The 16377-nt window shown below is 62.9% G+C and carries 14 protein-coding genes, 1 other RNA gene and 1 pseudogene; 10 read left to right on the forward strand and 6 right to left on the reverse strand.

Annotation, left to right across the window (positions count from 1 at the left end):
• Positions 1 to 114: 114 nt before the first annotated feature.
• On the forward strand, positions 115 to 1275 hold the full coding sequence (locus V5A26_RS08370) for a nicotinate phosphoribosyltransferase (RefSeq protein ID WP_332321644.1): 1161 nt from the start codon (positions 115 to 117) through the stop codon (positions 1273 to 1275).
• Here V5A26_RS08370 and V5A26_RS08375 read toward each other — a convergent pair.
• Genes V5A26_RS08375 through V5A26_RS08385 form a run of 3 tightly spaced genes read right to left on the reverse strand, consistent with a single transcriptional unit; the run spans position 1256 to position 4106 of the window.
• On the reverse strand, positions 1256 to 2299 hold the full coding sequence (locus tag V5A26_RS08375) for an ABC transporter ATP-binding protein (RefSeq protein WP_332321643.1): 1044 nt from the start codon (positions 2297 to 2299) through the stop codon (positions 1256 to 1258). The two genes, V5A26_RS08370 and V5A26_RS08375, sit on opposite strands and share 20 nt — an antisense overlap.
• Positions 2296 to 3132: an ABC transporter permease gene (locus V5A26_RS08380; protein WP_332321642.1), complete on the reverse strand. Its 837-nt coding sequence runs from the start codon at positions 3130 to 3132 to the stop codon at positions 2296 to 2298. The genes V5A26_RS08375 and V5A26_RS08380 overlap by 4 nt, the downstream gene beginning before the upstream one ends.
• Complete coding sequence (locus tag V5A26_RS08385) at positions 3129 to 4106, reverse strand: extracellular solute-binding protein (RefSeq protein WP_332322328.1); 978 nt, start codon at positions 4104 to 4106, stop codon at positions 3129 to 3131. Before V5A26_RS08385 ends, V5A26_RS08380 begins: the two co-directional genes overlap by 4 nt.
• 149 nt (positions 4107 to 4255) lie before the next feature.
• On the opposite strand from V5A26_RS08385, the gene rnpB reads away from it, so the two are divergent.
• Positions 4256 to 4594, forward strand: an RNA gene (rnpB, locus tag V5A26_RS08390) — RNase P RNA component.
• Positions 4595 to 4766: 172 nt separating this feature from the next.
• Here the strand turns inward: rnpB and V5A26_RS08395 are convergent.
• Positions 4767 to 5339 (reverse strand): twin-arginine translocation signal domain-containing protein, encoded by a 573-nt coding sequence (locus V5A26_RS08395; RefSeq protein ID WP_332322329.1) that lies wholly within the window; start codon positions 5337 to 5339, stop codon positions 4767 to 4769.
• 230 nt (positions 5340 to 5569) lie between these two features.
• Here V5A26_RS08395 and V5A26_RS08400 point away from each other — a divergent pair, with 230 nt between their 5' ends.
• The gene (locus V5A26_RS08400) at positions 5570 to 6472 is read left to right on the forward strand and encodes an NAD(P)/FAD-dependent oxidoreductase (protein WP_332321639.1); all 903 of its coding nucleotides are present in this window, start codon (positions 5570 to 5572) and stop codon (positions 6470 to 6472) included.
• A gap of 48 nt (positions 6473 to 6520) precedes the next feature.
• Complete coding sequence (locus V5A26_RS08405) at positions 6521 to 7417, forward strand: DMT family transporter (RefSeq protein WP_332321638.1); 897 nt, start codon at positions 6521 to 6523, stop codon at positions 7415 to 7417.
• Between the two features lies 1 nt (position 7418).
• On the opposite strand, the gene V5A26_RS08410 is transcribed toward V5A26_RS08405, so the two are convergent.
• Positions 7419 to 10040 carry a valine--tRNA ligase gene (locus tag V5A26_RS08410; protein WP_332321637.1) on the reverse strand — a complete coding sequence of 874 codons (2622 nt, stop codon included), beginning with the start codon at positions 10038 to 10040 and terminating at the stop codon, positions 7419 to 7421.
• Positions 10041 to 10462: 422 nt separating this feature from the next.
• On the opposite strand from V5A26_RS08410, the gene V5A26_RS08415 reads away from it, so the two are divergent.
• The 6 genes from V5A26_RS08415 (at position 10463) to V5A26_RS08440 (ending at position 16187) form a co-directional block, all read left to right on the forward strand.
• A complete protein-coding gene (locus V5A26_RS08415; protein ID WP_332321636.1) occupies positions 10463 to 11587 on the forward strand; it encodes an ABC transporter substrate-binding protein in 1125 nt (374 codons plus the stop codon).
• Positions 11588 to 11619: 32 nt separating this feature from the next.
• A complete protein-coding gene (locus V5A26_RS08420; protein WP_332321635.1) occupies positions 11620 to 12735 on the forward strand; it encodes a FecCD family ABC transporter permease in 1116 nt (371 codons plus the stop codon).
• Positions 12736 to 12737: 2 nt separating this feature from the next.
• On the forward strand, positions 12738 to 13571 hold the full coding sequence (locus V5A26_RS08425) for an ABC transporter ATP-binding protein (protein WP_332321634.1): 834 nt from the start codon (positions 12738 to 12740) through the stop codon (positions 13569 to 13571).
• A 41-nt stretch (positions 13572 to 13612) separates the two neighbouring features.
• Entirely contained in the window at positions 13613 to 14470 is an 858-nt protein-coding gene (locus tag V5A26_RS08430) for an SDR family oxidoreductase (RefSeq protein WP_332321633.1), read from the forward strand.
• 72 nt (positions 14471 to 14542) lie between these two features.
• Positions 14543 to 15436 carry a phosphogluconate dehydrogenase (NAD(+)-dependent, decarboxylating) gene (gene gnd, locus V5A26_RS08435; protein ID WP_332322330.1) on the forward strand — a complete coding sequence of 298 codons (894 nt, stop codon included), beginning with the start codon at positions 14543 to 14545 and terminating at the stop codon, positions 15434 to 15436.
• A gap of 55 nt (positions 15437 to 15491) precedes the next feature.
• On the forward strand, positions 15492 to 16187 hold the full coding sequence (locus V5A26_RS08440; protein ID WP_332322331.1) for a cob(I)yrinic acid a,c-diamide adenosyltransferase: 696 nt from the start codon (positions 15492 to 15494) through the stop codon (positions 16185 to 16187).
• A 1-nt stretch (position 16188) separates the two neighbouring features.
• Here V5A26_RS08440 and V5A26_RS08445 read toward each other — a convergent pair.
• Positions 16189 to 16377: pseudogene (locus V5A26_RS08445) on the reverse strand (DUF5518 domain-containing protein); the annotation flags it as partial.

A 16377-nucleotide genomic window follows, 5' to 3' on the forward strand; every position in this document is an offset into this window, starting at 1 on the left:
TTGCGCTAATTCGTCGGAAACTGCACGTGACTGTCTGCTCGGCCAGAAAGAGAGCAGGCTTTTTCGCCCGGGCCGTGATATATCCCGTATGCACACACTGTGGAGGTGGGTTGGATGACCCACTTCGACATCATCCCGCCGGAGCAGATCGACTCCGGCGAGGCGACGGACGCCTACTTCGACCGAACCGTTGAAACACTCGAGGCCACCGACACGAACCCACACGTCGTCGCTGAGGTGACGGCCGATCAGTTTCCCGATGGCGATTTCGAGCTCTTGGCCGGGATCAAAGACGCAGCGTCGCTCCTCTCCGGGCTTCCGGTCGACGTGTGGGCGCTGCCAGAGGGGACGCTCTTCGACGGTGGGCCAGTCATGCGGATCGAGGGGAATTACCTCGATTTCGCCCGGTATGAAACCTCCCTGCTGGGATTTCTCTCTCACGCCAGTGGAATCGCGACGAACGCGATGGAAATCTCGGAGGTTGCCAAAGACACCCCCGTGCTGAGTTTCGGAGCGAGACACGTTCACCCCTCGATTGCCGCCGTGGTCGAGCGATCGGCACTTATCGGGGGCCTCGACGGCTTTTCCCACGTGGCCGCCGGGGACTTGTTGGGCCGGGAGGCCAGCGGGACAATGCCTCACGCGCTGATCATCTGTTTCGGCCGCGGCAACCAGGAAGCCGCGTGGCAGGCCTACGACGAGCAGATGCCACCCGAGGCCCCGCGTGTCACCCTTTGTGACACCTATTCGGACGAGGTCGAGGAGGTGCTCGGGGCCGTCGAGGCATTGGGAAAGAACCTGGACAGTGTGCGACTCGACACTACCTCTTCCCGTCGCGGCGATTTTGAAGCGATTGTCCGGGAAACCCGTTGGGAACTTGAGGCCCGAGGACACGACCACGTGGACATTTTCGCCAGTGGTGGTCTCGGACCTGCCGACGTCGGGCGGCTCAGCGAACACGTCGATGGCTTTGGCGTTGGCGGCTACGTGAGCAACGCCGATCCTGTAGATTTCGCCCTGGACATCGTGGAAGTCGAAGGGGAACCGGCAGCCAAGCGTGGCAAACTCTCCGGGGCCAAACAGGTCTACCGGACTCCAGACGGTGGTCACTACATCGCGCTCGCCGGGCGGGTCGGGCCATCCGGTGGGACCCCGCTCCAGAAGCGGTTGGTCGAAGACGGCTCTATTGTCCGTGACTTTGACCTCGACGCCACGATCGATCGGGCGGCCCGGGACATCGACCGCGTGGATCCAGTTAGCGATCCCGGCGAGTGAGGTGGACGTCTGCGGGCGCGACCCTCGCCCGACAGCCATCTCCGACGGTGAGCGCCCGAGCGACGTGTCTGTCGACAGTTGCAGTCAGTCGATTCTTGCCGTCCCAGTCAAGCACGATCGTCGCGTCGGTGTGTTGGGTGAGGATCCGTTCGATCGAACAGTGAAGCACGTTTTCGGCGTCCTCGAATGCACGCTCCGCGTTGCCGCACAGCTCGACAGTATCCGGATGAATCGCAACGGCGACAGGTTCAGCGGGTGGCTCCCTGGCCGCCGTGAGCGTTCTCGACCCGACGTCGACCACGGTTTCAGAGCCGTTCTCGCCGACGACGGAGGCCGGAAAGACGTTCTCCATACCAAGAAACTCCGCGACGAAGGCGCTGTTGGGACGATCGAAGACGTCTCCGGTTGGTCCCTCCCGGACCAGATCGCCGTCATCGAGCAGCGCCAGTCGATCACCGACGACCGCCGCTTCTGATTGGTCGTGGGTCACGTAGACGACTGGGATTTCCAGGGCTGCAAGCACGTCTCGAAGTTCCAGTCTGAGCCGTCTTCTGATCGGTGCGTCGAGGCTGGAGAGGGGTTCGTCCAGCAGGAGGACGTCCGGCTCCGAGACGAGAGCGCGTGCCAGGGCAACCCGCTGGGCTTCGCCGCCTGAAAGCGTGTTGGGTTCGCGGTCGAGCAGGGGCTCGATTTCCAGCAGCTGGGCCGTCGCCTCGATATCTCCCCCCTCCGTCGCACCGAACGCGAGGTTTTCCCGAACGGTGAGATGGGGGAACAGGGCATAGTTTTGGAAGACCATCCCAACTGACCGGTCCTCGGGTGGGAGATTCTCGATTGGCCGACCATTGATCCGTACTCGGCCGCCGTCCGGTGACTCGAAGCCAGCAATAAGGGACAGCACGGTCGACTTCCCGCTACCGGAGGGCCCGAGAACGGCGGTAACGCCAGGTTCGACGGTGAGGCTCATCGGGCCCAACGTGAAGTCCTCGTATTGCCGTTCGAGTCGGGTGAGTTCCAGGCTCATTGTGAGCCAAGGGTCACTCGCTTGCCGGCCAATTGGAGGGCCAGGACCACGAGGAATCCCAGCGTGAGGAGGATGATCACGATTGGGGTGGTCGCAGCGATGCCGTCCGAGATGAAGGTCACCCAGATCTGGGTGGGCATCGTGGTCGGGTGGTAGGCCGTCATCATCGTGGCGCCGAACTCGCCCATCGCCCGGGCGAAGGTGAGGACTATTCCTGCGAGGATACTCCCCCGAGCCAACGGCAGGGACACCAGTCGGAAGGTTTCGAGTGGCCCTTTGCCCAGGCTCCGGGCCGCCTGTTCGATTTCACGGTCCACCGAGGCAAACCCGGAGCGGGCCGTGATGACGACGAACGGCGAGGAGACGAACGTTTGGGCGAGGATGATACCGAAATAGCTGTCTGTGAGCGGTAATCCCAGTGACGCCGCGGCTCCGCCGATCGGGGTGAAGTGACCGAACCCGGTCAGGAGCATAACGCCGCCAACGACCGGCGGCATCACGAGTGGGAGCACAACTAGCGCGTCGACGATCACCTTTCCGGGGAACGTCGCCCGTGCGAGCACATAGGCCAGTGGCACCCCGAAGATCGTGGCGAGTGCGGTGGAGACCGGGGCCGAAAGCAGGGAGTACTTGACCGCTGAGAGGACCGACGGTTCGAGAAATGCGCCCGCCCTCAGTCCTTCGCCCCAGGTCAAAAACGACACGAACGGGTAGAGCAGATAGACGAAGAGGACAGCCCCCAGCAGTGCGAACACCCCGTTCTCGTGGAGAATCCGGCTTCCAAACCCATACTGGCCACGGGAGAACCGACGGACGGAATCGGCGTAACTCATGGAAGCACCTCATCTGGCACCGGACCGTGGGGGTGCGGGAAGCGTTCGTTCACGACCAATCCGTTTTCGCTGAGCATCGCCGGATTCTCGAGCAAGTACTTCACGAACGCCCGCCCGCCCTCCGGGTCGGGGGCGGTCGAGGGCACCGTACTGTTGTAGAGGACCGGGGTTCCCTCGATGGTGGTCCCATCTTCGGTGGTGTAGGTCGCGTGGGCGTAATAGTCAGTGTACTCCGGGTTCGAAAAGTCGAGTTGGTCCGGGAGTTCGACGTATGGAAGCTCGTGATCGACGGCCATGTTTTTGTAGACGATTGCCGCGGCCCGATTGCCGGTCTCGATGTTGGCAAGGAGGTGGGGTTCCTTCGGGTCGATGACGAGATTGGCCGCGAGGTCCGCCGCCAGTCCGTCGACGCCGTAGTAGTCCGCCGCGAGTTCAAATAACTGGACTGCACGGTATCCCAGGGGGTCCAGGTCAGGATCCGACCGAGCGACTTCCGCGTCAGCGGACCGCAACACCTCGTACCAGGGTTCGCCAGCCTCGAGACGCTCTCCAATTGGTGTGTCGGGCCCATAGGCGATCACCAGCGCGTTTGAGCCGAAGACGACGTCCCACGGGGCGATCGAGTCCGGAAGTCGCGACCGAAGCAAGGAGGCGTCTGCGCTCACGATCACGTCAGGTTGTTTCTGCTCTTCGAGGACCATCCGCATGACCGCGTTCGAGCCGTGGAACTCCCCCCGATAGCCATACTCGTGATCGGCTTCGAACCCCGGGCCGACCGTCGAATTGAGAACCGATGCGAGACTGCCCGCAGAAAGCACCGAGACATCCGTTTCGCCGCCGAGACAGCCGGCCACGGCCCCGAGTGCACCTGTCCCCATCAGGGAAAGAAACCCCCGGCGCGTCGAGTTCAAGGGGGCGGTGGTTTTGTTGGTCACCCGGCCGCTCCGGAGTGGGGTCCCGTCCGGATTCGTCATACCTGATGTAACGTTCTACGGTTTATTTATCACTTTTTAGAAACCGTTCACGGACACATTTCTGGCACGGACCAGCCCAAATCAACCATTTTTGTTTTCGATTCCGGGGACCGAACGGCTTAGGGGCGTTGCTGGACTACGATTATCTGGGTAGCGGACGCCCGACCCCCGTGTCCCTCGTGGATATGAGGAAAGTCCCCCCACTGCCGGACAGGCGACCGGGCACACGCCCGGGGCGGGAGACCGTCGGGCCCTGGAACAGCAACGACACGGCGTCGTCCGACCGATGAGGTGTGCGGATCCGCCGCGATTCGGGTTCGCCCGAGAAAGCGGTGGAGCGTTAACCCACCGAGGGCCGACGGCGACGCATCGATGGAACGGCCATCCCTCGCCGGTGCAAGTCCGCGCGTACAAGGTAGTCCGGCCGGTCGCGCGGACGCTCAGCCGAATGTCGGGTCGAAACAGAAGGGGGCTTACGACCCGCAACCCATTTCAGCACCCTCGAGCGACGGCGCTTGCCTTCTCGGTCAGGAATCCGTGTTTCGGCCGAGAGTTTACAAGCCAGAACCGAACCAGGTTGGCCCATGCGGTAAGGGCCTGCCCGGAATGGTTTCGCGGGAGTACGGGGTTCCGTTTCGGGAGCATCGACCCGTCTGTTCGCTACGATTCACCAGACTCGGGATTCGGGATCGAGAGGTCGGTCGTTCCCTCGACCGCATAGGACTGCAGGACACCAGCATCGAGGCCATAGGCAACGTCGACAGTGAGTTCGAGGGGCCAGTCGTCGAAGGCCTGGACGTAGAGTTCGAGGGTGACCGTTCCTTCCCCGACCGGACTGAGGTCAGGGACCGAGATGAGGCGACCATCGGACTCGTCGTCGATTTGGTAATCGATCGGCGGAAACTCGCCAGAAAACCCGCCAACGTACACTGAGGGACGCAGACCGGTCGGAGCGCGGTTCCTGAAGGTTACAAAGAGGTCGGAAATCGCCGTCTCCTTCCGGTGCCAAATGGAGATTCGCATTCGCACAAGTCCGTCTGGCCGGACCGGGCCGTACTGCACCGTGGTGGTTGCGATCCGACCCTCGTTGTCCCGGTAGGTGAGATGGGTTTCGGCCGACTCGACATCGACTTCCGGGTCGCTGAGTTCCGTCGTCCCCACTGGACCAGCACAGCCGGCGAACGCTACGGTGCCAGCAGCTCCGACTCCAGCGAGGAATCGCCGCCTGTTCATGGCCATACTGGGTGTCTCACTGAATTAACTCCCGCGGAGGGTTCGACGCCTGTTTGATCCTCCTGAAGGGTCTCCACTGTATCCGAATTTGCAAACAGCCCACAGTATTGCTAAGGCGATGTTATGGACTCCCTCCTTTAAACGGTGCAATAACCACCTTAAACAACGATATTCGGGGATTTGTTTCTCATCGCCAGATTCAAACCGAACCAGTATTGAATGAACCGTACATGGCAGACATCATTATTATCGGTGGCGCCCCTGCTGGTGCGAGTGCTGCGATCTACACCGCTCGTGCCGACAAGGAAACGCTGGTTTTCGACAAAGGCGGTGGCACGACCAGAGCGGTCGAAACCATCGAGAACTATTATGGCTTCCCCGAAGGGACGACTGGCCCGGAACTGGTCGAGTTGGGCCACGAACACGCTGAACGGTTCGGCGCGGAGTTCCTCGAAGAAGAGGTCATCCGGGTCGGGCAGGACGGCATGCGCTACAGTGTCGAGACCGAAAGCGGCGAATACACTGCGGAAGGGCTCATCATCGCGACCGGTGGTTCCTACAAGACCCCCGGGATCGGGAACATCGAGGACTACGAAAACGAGGGCGTCTCTCATTGTGTGGAGTGCGATGCGTTTTTCTTCCAGGGTCAGACCGTCGGCGTCGTCGGGGCGGAGAACTACGCCGCCAAAGAAGCGCTTCTCCTCCTCGATTACACCGAGGATATCACCCTCTACACGAACGGTGACGAAATTGACATGGATGAGCACCTGGTCGATCAGTTGGAGCGAGCGGAGATTTCGATTGTTACCGAACCGATCGATCGGGTTGAGGGTGAGGGTGAACTCGAACGGGCAGTCTTCGAGGACGGGACCGAAACCTCACTTGACGGTCTCTTTGTCGCCGTCGGCCAGGCTGGCGGTCAGGACCTCGCGGAAATGCTTGGCCTGCCGACTGATGGCAATTATATCGACGTCGACGAGGACATGGGCACTGGGATGGAGAAGATCTATGCGGCCGGGGACTGCATTGGTGGCAACCGGCAGGTCGCCTCCTCAGTCGGTGAAGGGGCAAATGCGGCCATCAATCTCCTCGAAGAGCTACAAGGCGCGACCTATGTGGATTATTCAAACTAACAGTTCGAAGGGGTACGTCTAAGGCAACCGGGGCAAAACCATCGATGAATGCGTGACGTGACTGTCGGCGGCCTGATGGTCCTCGTGTCCGCGACCGGACTTGGGACGCTTGCGATCTTCGGGAAGTTCGCCGAGGCGGCTGATTTGAGTCGGCCCACTCTGCTTTTCTTCCGCTTTAGCCTTGGAGCCCTGATCGTCTGGAGCGTGTTACTTGTTCGGAATGACGTGACGCTGTTGCGGGGCCGACCGCTGTATGCAACCATCTTCCTCGGCATCCTCTATGGATTTCTCACGCTCGCGTATTTCCGCGGGCTCTCCTTTATGACCGCCAGTCTCACTGCCATCGTTTTTTACACCTACCCGATCTTCGTCTTCGGGCTCTCTGTGCCGCTGCTGGATGAACAACTCAGCCGGGCATCGCTATCGGCTCTGGCACTTGCACTCGCAGGCGTCGTGCTCGTCATCGGGATCGACTTGAGCCAGATCTCGATTCTTGGCATCCTCCTGGTCACCTCGGCCGCAGCGGGGTATGGGATCTACAACGTCGCCGGGCGCATCCTCACGGCGGATACGGACCCCACCCATCTCACGGCTCACGTCCTTGTCATCACGGCGCTCACGATCGGTGTCCGGTGGGGGATGGAGGGATTCAATCCACCCCAATCGCCGACCCATTGGGGTATCATTCTCGGGATCGGGGTCCTCGGAACCGGTATCCCGCTCCTGCTGCTGTACGAAGGTCTCGAACGGATCGAAGCCACACATGCAAGCATCATCGGCACCGCCGAGCCGGTGGCGACGGTGATTCTGGGCGTGACGATTCTCGGCGAAACACTCACACCACGAACACTCGTCGGAGCAATACTGGTGCTCGGCGGGGTGACACTGGTTCAGACGACTCGCGATCAGCGAGAGTGGCTCCTCGCAAAAGTCGGCCTGCACTGAGTTACGGGACCACGACGATGGTGCCGAAGGAAGCCTCAAGCACGGCCACTTCCTCGCCGGCTTCGGTCCGGAACGCGGTCGGTACGTCGACCATTTCCGGGTCAAGTTCGACTGTGGAACCGTCGACGGGAACCTCGACGGAGCCACCGGAGTCCAGTTGGGCTTTGATCTCGTCGGGGTCTGCCGCCTCCAGTGCTGCCATCACGGCCCCGGCCTCGTTGCGGAACTCGGGCCCGATTTTGGCATCGTCCGGGTCGACGCCAGTCGCGACTTCCTCGAGGTCCGGTCGACCGATAGAGGTGCGAATCGGTGCCGCGACTGTTTCGCTCAGGTCGTACGTGTCCACCCCCTGCTGGGGTTCGTCGTCGAAGTACAGTTCGACCCGCTCGAGGGCCTCATTTAGCGCGATGCCCTGATCGGACTTCCAGGCCCGAACCGACCGGGCCGCTTCTGCAATGACTTTGCCCCCCGTTGTGTCACCGTCTGGGGTTTCGATCGCCGGCCAGTCGGTCTGGTGAACGCTCCCGTCAGTACCCGGCAGATGGTGCCAGATCTCCTCGGCGATGAACGGACTGAACGGGGCGATCAGCTGCACCGTCGCGGACAAGACGTCGTACAAGGCCGAGCGGGCAGCGTCACGCTCTCCCGGGCGGCCGTTGTACAGTCGCCCTTTGACAAGTTCGAGGTAGTCATCCGCGAGGTCGTCCCAGACGAACTCCCGGATGGTTCGGACTGCCTGGTCGAACCGGTTCTCGTCCATGGCCGCTGCCGTCTCTTCGGTGACGGTCGCCAGCCGATCGAGAATCCACCGATCCGTATCCCGGTAGGCGGGGGCCGAGATCTCCGGGGTGTCCTCGTCGAAGTGGCCACTGGCAAAGCGGACGATGTTCCAGAGTTTCGTCAGGAACCGTGAGGCTGCGGTAACCTCTTTCCACTGGAACTGAACGTCGGCTCCGGGTTGGCCACCGACGGCCATCGCCTGCCGGAAGGCGTCGGCACTCTCCTCGTCGAGGACCTCGTCCGGTGAGACGACATTCCCGCGGGATTTGGACATCTTATTGCCGTCCGGGCCGAACACCATGCCGTTGATCAGGGCGGTGTCCCAGGGTTTCTCGTCTTCCAGGGCGGCGGTCCGGAGCAGCGTGTAGAACGCCCAGGTACGGATGATGTCGTGGCCCTGTTCGCGGAGCGCGACTGGCTCGAAATCCGTCTCCGGCCAGCCCGCGACGTGCATCGCCGAGATGGAGGAGTCCATCCAGGTGTCCATCACGTCGGTTTCGCCGGCCCACTCGCTTTCGGTACACTCGGGACACGCATCGATCGTCGGCCCAGTGTCGGTCGGTTCGACGGGGAGTTCTTCGAGGTCGGCGATCTCCCAGTGCCCACATGACTCACACTGCCAGGCCGGGATGGGGGTCGCAAAGACCCGCTGGCGTGAGATGACCCAGTCCCAGCTCATGCCTTCGGTCCACTCCTCCAGTCGGGCGTACATGTGCTCGGGAACCCAGTCCACTTCCTGGGCTTTCTCGAGGATCTCGTCCTGGCGAACCTCGACGAACCACTGGTCCTTCGAGAGAATTTCGATCGGCGTGTCACACCGCCAGCAGACCCCGACGGACTGTTCGACGGGTTCGGAGTCGACGAGCAAGCCCGCCTCATCCAGATCGGCCGGAATGGCCTTTTTGGCCGCTTCGATGCTCAGGCCCTCGTATTCGCCGGCGAGCTCGTTAAGGTGGCCGTCTTCGGTCAGCACCGCTCGCAGATCCAGATCGTACTCGGCCCACCAGTCGACGTCCTGTTTGTCCCCGAAGGTGGAAATCATCACGGCGCCGGTGCCGAACTCGGGGTCGACCTCCCCGTCGGCGATAAGTTCAACCTCTTGGCCGACTGGCGGGACCTCGAAGGTGTCCCCGACACGACCGTCATACCGGTCGTCATCTGGGTGAACGGCCACGGCTCCGGTCGCCGCGAGCAGTTCCGGTCGGGTCGTCGCGATCTCGATTTCGTCGGTGTCGATTCCCGGGAACGTGATGTAATAGAGCGTCCCGTCCCGGTCCTCGTTCTCGACTTCCGCGTCCGCGATGGCAGTCTGACAGCGTGGACACCAGTTGACGGGATGCTCGTCGCGGTAGACGTAGTCCTCCGCTGCCATTTCGACAAAGGAGCGCTGGGTCTTCCCCCAGTAACTCGGGTCCATCGTGCGGAACTCCTGATTCCAGTCCTGGGAGAACCCGAGCTGGCGCATCTGGGTGCGCATCGCGTCGATCTGGGTCTCGGTGTGATCGACACACATCTCACGGAAGTCCTCTCGCGGGACCTCCGTTCGGTGAATGTCCTGGTTCTCTTCGACTTTCACCTCGGTTGGCAGGCCGTGACAGTCCCATCCCTGTGGAAACAGGACGTCGTCGCCCTGCATCCGGCGATACCGGGCCAAAAAGTCCATGTAACACCAGCCCAGTGCGTTGCCGATGTGGAGGTTTCCGGTCGGGTAGGGCGGTGGCGTGTCGATGACGTAATCGGTCGCCCCTGTGTCTTCGTAGGCATATACCGACTCCTCAAGCCAGTACTCCTGCCACTCGGATTCGATCCGTTCGGGGTCGTAGGTCTCTGGGATATCAGTCATGGGTTTCCATGGAATCGTCGCTTGGGGTGAAAACAGCACGAAAAGGGCGTGTAGTGCTGCCCGCGAATCTACTCACGTACTACCGCGACGACGCGCATACTCGGGTTGAGGTGTGTCTCGGTTGATAAAGATTGCTCTCCGTCGTGTCTCGGACCGTTTCATTCAACACCATTCAGCCGCGGAAACTCCAGTTTCGTGTTGGCGATAACTGCCGGGCCGATTTTGCCGATTCTTTCCGGGCCGATTTTCGACGATATCTCTCGGCGTGATCTCGCCGATTCCCGTTGAGGCGGTCCGCTCGCGAGATCGGGGGCCAATGAACCGTGAAGATATCTCTCTCCTACGGGACCAGCTCGCACGTTTTTTAGGCAAGCCGAAAAAACCGAAAACCACTTCTAAATTAGGGGTGCCTAAATCAAGATATGCACCGTCGCCGATTCCTGCAGACTGGCGCCGCGACAGCGATGACCGGGCTCTTGGCTGGTTGCTCGAGTCCGGGTGAAGAGAGTGAGACGGGAACCACCGACGCTGGAAGTGGAACCACGACCGAGGCCGAATCCGATTCCTACTCGGTCTCGATGCCCCCGGTCGGGGAGGTCACCTTCGACGCCGTTCCGCAGCGGGCGGCGGTCTATTGCTCCGGCTATGCGGACATGCTCGTGGCGCTCGGCCACGGGGACGCGATCACCTCGGTGGGCCAGGTGGGTCGATTCCACACCACCGGCTACGAGGAACTGGGCGTGCCCGTCGATACCGACGAGATCGTTGATCTGGTCCAGCAGGGAGTCTCCCGCGAGACGTTCCTCTCGATCGACGCGGACGTCCACTTCATCGATCCGAACTGGCTGGAGAACGTTTTCGAGTTGAGCGACGAGGACATCGAGCAAATCGAGGAGCGAGTCGGTCCGTTCTTCGGCAACACGATCTTCCGGCAGACGGACGAGTGGCACGACTACGAGTACCTCTCAATGTACGAGGCCTTGGGGACGGTCGCGGAGGTCTTCCAGGAGACCGAACGGTACGAGGCCTTCAAAGGGTTCCACGACGACGTCGTCGATTCGGTCGCCGACGAGATCCCGGCAGCGGGTCCCCAGGCCGCCCTCGTGTGGGGCGGAAGCGAGGAACCGACGTCTTTCTCGCCCTATCGGCTCGATGGCGAGGGCGCGAACAAGAAGGCCTTCCACGATCTCAATGTTCAGGACGCCTTCGCCGACTCGGGGGTCGAGGGCCTGAGTACGGGGACCCGCTCGGAGGTCGACTACGAGACCCTTCTCGAGGTGGACCCCGAGGTCCTCTTCGTCAGGGGCCACGAGGCAAAGACCCGAGCCGAGTTCGAGGAGACCGTCCTCGCGTTCATGCAGGACCACGAGACGGCGAGTCGAATCACGGCCGTCGAGAACGGCGCCGTCTACCGGGGCGGCCCGATCTACCTCGGGCCGATCCAGCACCTGTCCCTGCTCGAACGGTTTGCCACGCAGCTGTACCCGGAGGCCGTCTCCGACCCACTGTTCGACCGGAACGAACTTTCCGGCATCATCACGGACTGACCGCTCGCGACCACCACGGAATCACTACCCACATGTCCCACCGCGTTCGAACCGCCGTGACGCCGGATTTCGACGGCACCGTTTTCGGGATTGCCGTCGCGAGTGTCCTCCTTGTAGTGGGGGCAGGACTGCTCCAGTTGCGATACGGCGCCTTCGAGATGAGCTTCGAGACGACCGTTCGGGCCCTGTTCGATGAGGCCGTCTGGACCCGACCCCGCGTGCTCGGGACGATCGTCCTGGGGGAGTCACTCGCGGGTCGCTTCGGTCTTGCCGCCGACCTGGCCGAGCTTTCGAACGCCACGATCGTCGTCTGGACGATCCGGATGCCGCGGGTGGTCGTGGGAGCCTTTGTCGGGGTCAACCTCGCGATCTCGGGGGCCATCTTTCAGGCGGTCACCCGGAACGAACTCGCCAGCCCCTACGTGCTGGGCGTTTCCGCCGGTGCCGGGGTCGCCGTGGTGTTCACTATCGTCTTTTCGCTGGGGGCCGCCCTCCTACCGATCGCCGCTGTGGTGGGTGGGACCGGTGCGTTCGTGCTCGTCTATCTTGTCGCCTGGCAGGGTGGTACCACGCCGGTTCGACTGATCCTCGCTGGCATCGTCGTGGCAACGATCTTCAACAGCCTCCAGACGGGACTGTTCTACTTCATCGACAGTAACGGGGCGATGCGAACCGCGGTGTCCTGGCTTGCCGGCTCGCTCGTCGGCGTCGGATGGGAAGCCGGGCGGATCATCGCGATCCCGACACTCCTCATCGCCCCGCTCGCGTTGCTTTCCGCGCGACACCTCGACGTGCTCTTGCTCGGCGAGCGGACGGCCCGCTCACTGGGGATGTCCGTCGAACGGGCCCGGTTTCTCCTCTCGGCGATCGCCATCGTCGCGGCGGCGGTGTCGGTCGCGGTCGCGGGGTTGGTCGGGTTCGTCGGCCTGGTCGTTCCCCACGTCGTCCGGACGTTCGTGGGAAGCGATTACCGCCGGTTGCTCTCAGCCAGCATCTTTGCCGGCCCCGCGCTCGTGGTGACGGCCGACGCAGTCGCCCGACTCGGGCTCCCCGGGACCCAGGTCCCGGTGGGGGTCGTCACTGGTCTCATCGGCGGCCCCTATTTCCTCTACCTGCTCCGCCGGACCGACTCACTCTCGGAGTTCTGACCATGTCACGACAGTATTCACCCGATACGACGGCCTCGCCCGCACCGGAATCAGACACGGAACCTGCGATCCAGGCCGCCGACCTGCGTCTCGGGTACGGCGACGAGATCGTGGTCGACCTTGACCGGATGGTCGTCCCGCGTGGGGCGGTCACCGTACTGGTCGGGCCTAACGGCTCCGGGAAGTCGACGCTTCTGAAGAGCTTTTCCGCCGAACTTGAACCCGATACTGGAAGCGTCCTCCTGAACGGGGCGTCGGTGAACGAACGGCCACCGAAGGAGCTGGCCCAGGAGCTCGGCCTCCTTGACCAGGAAAATACGGCACCCGGCGATCTCACCGTCGAGTCCCTGGTCACCCATGGCCGGTACCCACATCGCAGCTTCCTCGAGGGACTCGACGCCGCAGACAGGCAGGCCATCGATCGTGCGATGAACCTGGCCGGGGTGGCCCACCTCCGCGAGGAACCGGTGGCGGAACTCAGCGGGGGCCAGAAGCAACTCGCCTTCATCGCGATGGTCTTGGCCCAGGAGACCGAGGTCCTGCTGCTCGACGAACCGACGACCCATCTCGACCTCCACCATCAGCTTCGCGTTCTCGAGGTCGTTCGGACACTCAACCGGGATCGGGACGTGACGGTCTGTGTGGTCCTGCACGACCTCCAGCAGGCCGCCCGCTTCGCCGATTACGTGATCGCGCTTCACGACGGGGCGATATACGACTGGGGCCCGCCCTCGACGGTGGTCGACGATGAGCTGCTCGCGGCGGTTTTCGACGTGGAGGCGACGGTGCGTAACGGGGACGTGCCACAGATCGAACCACGCCGGGCCATCGATTGAAATCCACCGAGCTTAGGGCATTCGACCACGTCGGTCGATCAATGAAAGGCCGAATCCTCGTGACCGGCGCGACGGGAACCGTCGGATCCACGGTGGTTCACGTGCTCGAAGACGAGACCGCGACCGTCAGGATCGCGTCTCGACGCCCCGAGGAAGCAAAGGACGCGTTCTCAGCAGACGTCGAGTCCGTGGCGTTTTCCGTCACCGAGCCGGAAACCTGGGGGCAGACCCTCGACGGTGTGGATGCAATCTTCCTGATGCTGCCGCCTGGAACGGGCGTGGATCCGATCCGTGAATTCGTGGATGCGGCCGCACGCGTCGGCGTCGAACACGTCACGTTTCTCTCAATTCTGGGGGCCGAGACGGTGCCGGTCCTGCCACACCGGCGGATCGAACGGCACCTTGCTGCCGCAGCCGTCGAGTTCACGTTCCTCCGTGCGGCCTACTTCGCCCAGAACCTTCTCGATATCCATCGCCCCGAAATCGTCGAACGCGACGAGATCTTCGTCCCTGCTGGGGACGGCGCGATGGGCATCATCGACGCTCGGGACGTCGGGCAGGTCGCAGCGACGGCCCTTGTGGAGCCGGAACACCGGAACCGAGCCTACACACTCACGGGCCCGGAGTCGGTTTCCTTCCACGAGTTGGCACGCGTGGCGAGTGACGTTCTGGAGAGGCAGGTTCGGTATGCCGATCCCTCCGTGGTTCAATTCGCCCGCCGGATGTACGCCCGCGGGATTGCGCCCGGTTTGATCGCGTTCATGATCGCGGAGTATACGGTCACGCGTCTCGGCTGGGCTTCGCGGACGAGCGACACAGTGCAGAACATCCTCGGCCGCGAACCCAGCACGCTCCGGAAATTCTTGGAGGATCACCGTGTCGATCTCCAGGCCGAGTGAGGCATCCCAAACACCGGAGAACCGAATGGTCGAATCGCAACCATAACGGTCGGGCCCTGCGAGTCTTTGGGTATGGAACTGGGCATCATCGGACTCGGGCGCATGGGGCGGATTGTCGTTGATCGGGTCCTCGACGCAGGCCACGACGTGGTTGCCTTTGACATCGACGAGGGGGCCAGGGCCGACGCCGCGAACGCGGGTGCGGAGGTCGTCGAATCGATCCAGGCGGTCCCGAAGGTGCTGGACTCGCGTCGGCACATCTGGCTGATGGTCCCGGCCGGAGATCCGGTCGACGCCGCACTCGACGAACTCGAACCGCACCTCGATCTGGAAGACGTGGTCGTCGACGGCGGGAACTCCCACTTCGAGGACTCGCTCGAGCGGGCCGAGCGGATCGAAGCCCGGTATCTGGACTGCGGGACCAGCGGCGGGCCCGCCGGGGCCGAGGTTGGGTTCTCGCTCATGGTCGGCGGCCCCGAGGAGGCCTACGATTCCCTCGAACCGATCTTCGACGCGGTCGCGACTGGACCGGACGGCCACGAACGCATGGGGCCCGCCGGCACCGGTCACTACGTCAAGATGGTCCACAACGGCATCGAGTACGCGCTCATGCAGGCCTACGGCGAAGGGTTCGAACTGCTCGCCGAGGGTCGCTACGATCTGGATCTCGAGTCCATCGCCCGGACCTGGACCAATGGCGCGGTCGTTCGCTCCTGGCTCCTGGAACTCGCCGAGGAATCCTTTCGGGAGGAGGGCGGGGATCTGGGTGACGTCGCGGATTACGTCGCCGGCGGCTCCACCGGCACCTGGACGGTCCAGGAATCGCTCGAACAGGAGGTACCCCTGCCGCTCATCTACCAGGCTCTCGCGGAACGCTTTTCTTCGCGAGCGGGCCCACGCCTCTCTCGACGGCTGGCCAACCGCCTCCGGTACGGCTTCGGCCGCCACGAGATCGAACGCCAATAGGCGAGCACCGCGCCGACCGGAACGCCCAAAGTGATATCCCTCCTTGCCTGTGTCAATGCAACGCCCAAAGAGCGAAGACGCCGGCTATCGGAACCGGCGGGCGGACGGCGGCGAACCGGCCCTGACCGACCAGCCGATCGAGGCGAGTGCACCCGAGGAATTCGGGCTGGTGCAGGTCTGGTGGGGCGACGGCAAGGGCAAGACCACCGCCGCGATGGGGATGGGCCTCCGGGCCGTCGGCCACGGCTATCGGGTCCACCTGCTGCAGTTCATGAAGGGCGGGACCCAGACCGTCGAGGACACCCGCGGGGAGTACAACGCGATCGCGGCGTTGCCGGGGTACACCTACGAGAACCTGGGCCACTACGGCTGGCACCGCCAGGGGGTTGGCCCCGACGAGGACGAACACAAGCTACAGGCCGAGGCCGGTCTGGACCGGACGCGAGAACTGCTCGCCGGAGCGCAGGCGGCAGATCTGTCGACGCCCTTCGAGTCCGACAGCGACCCCGAAGACGGCGTTCACATGCTGATTCTCGACGAGATCATCTACGCGGCCAATCGCGGGCTGATCGAACCGGACTCGATCATCGATTTGATCGAATCAAAACCCGAATCCCTCGAACTGGTGCTCACCGGCGGTCATGACTCGCCGGATTACCTCGATGGCCACGTCGACCTGATCAGTCACGTCTCACTCGAAACCCATCCATTCGAGGACGGGACGCGAGGACGGAAAGGAACTGAGTACTGAGTCAGGCCAGGAAGCCGCCGATCGCTCCGCCGATGGCGCTGTCGATGGCCATGAAGAGTGCGACGACGAGCGCGAGGAGGAAGACGCTTCCACCGGCCAGGGGCCCCAGGATCCCGAACCCGATTGATCCGAAAATCGTCACGAGTACTGCGAGGAGCATGGAGAGCAAAATCCCGCCGATGGCCCCGGC

The organism is Halodesulfurarchaeum sp. (assembly GCF_036626455.1).
Taxonomy (GTDB): Archaea; Halobacteriota; Halobacteria; order Halobacteriales; family Halobacteriaceae; genus Halodesulfurarchaeum.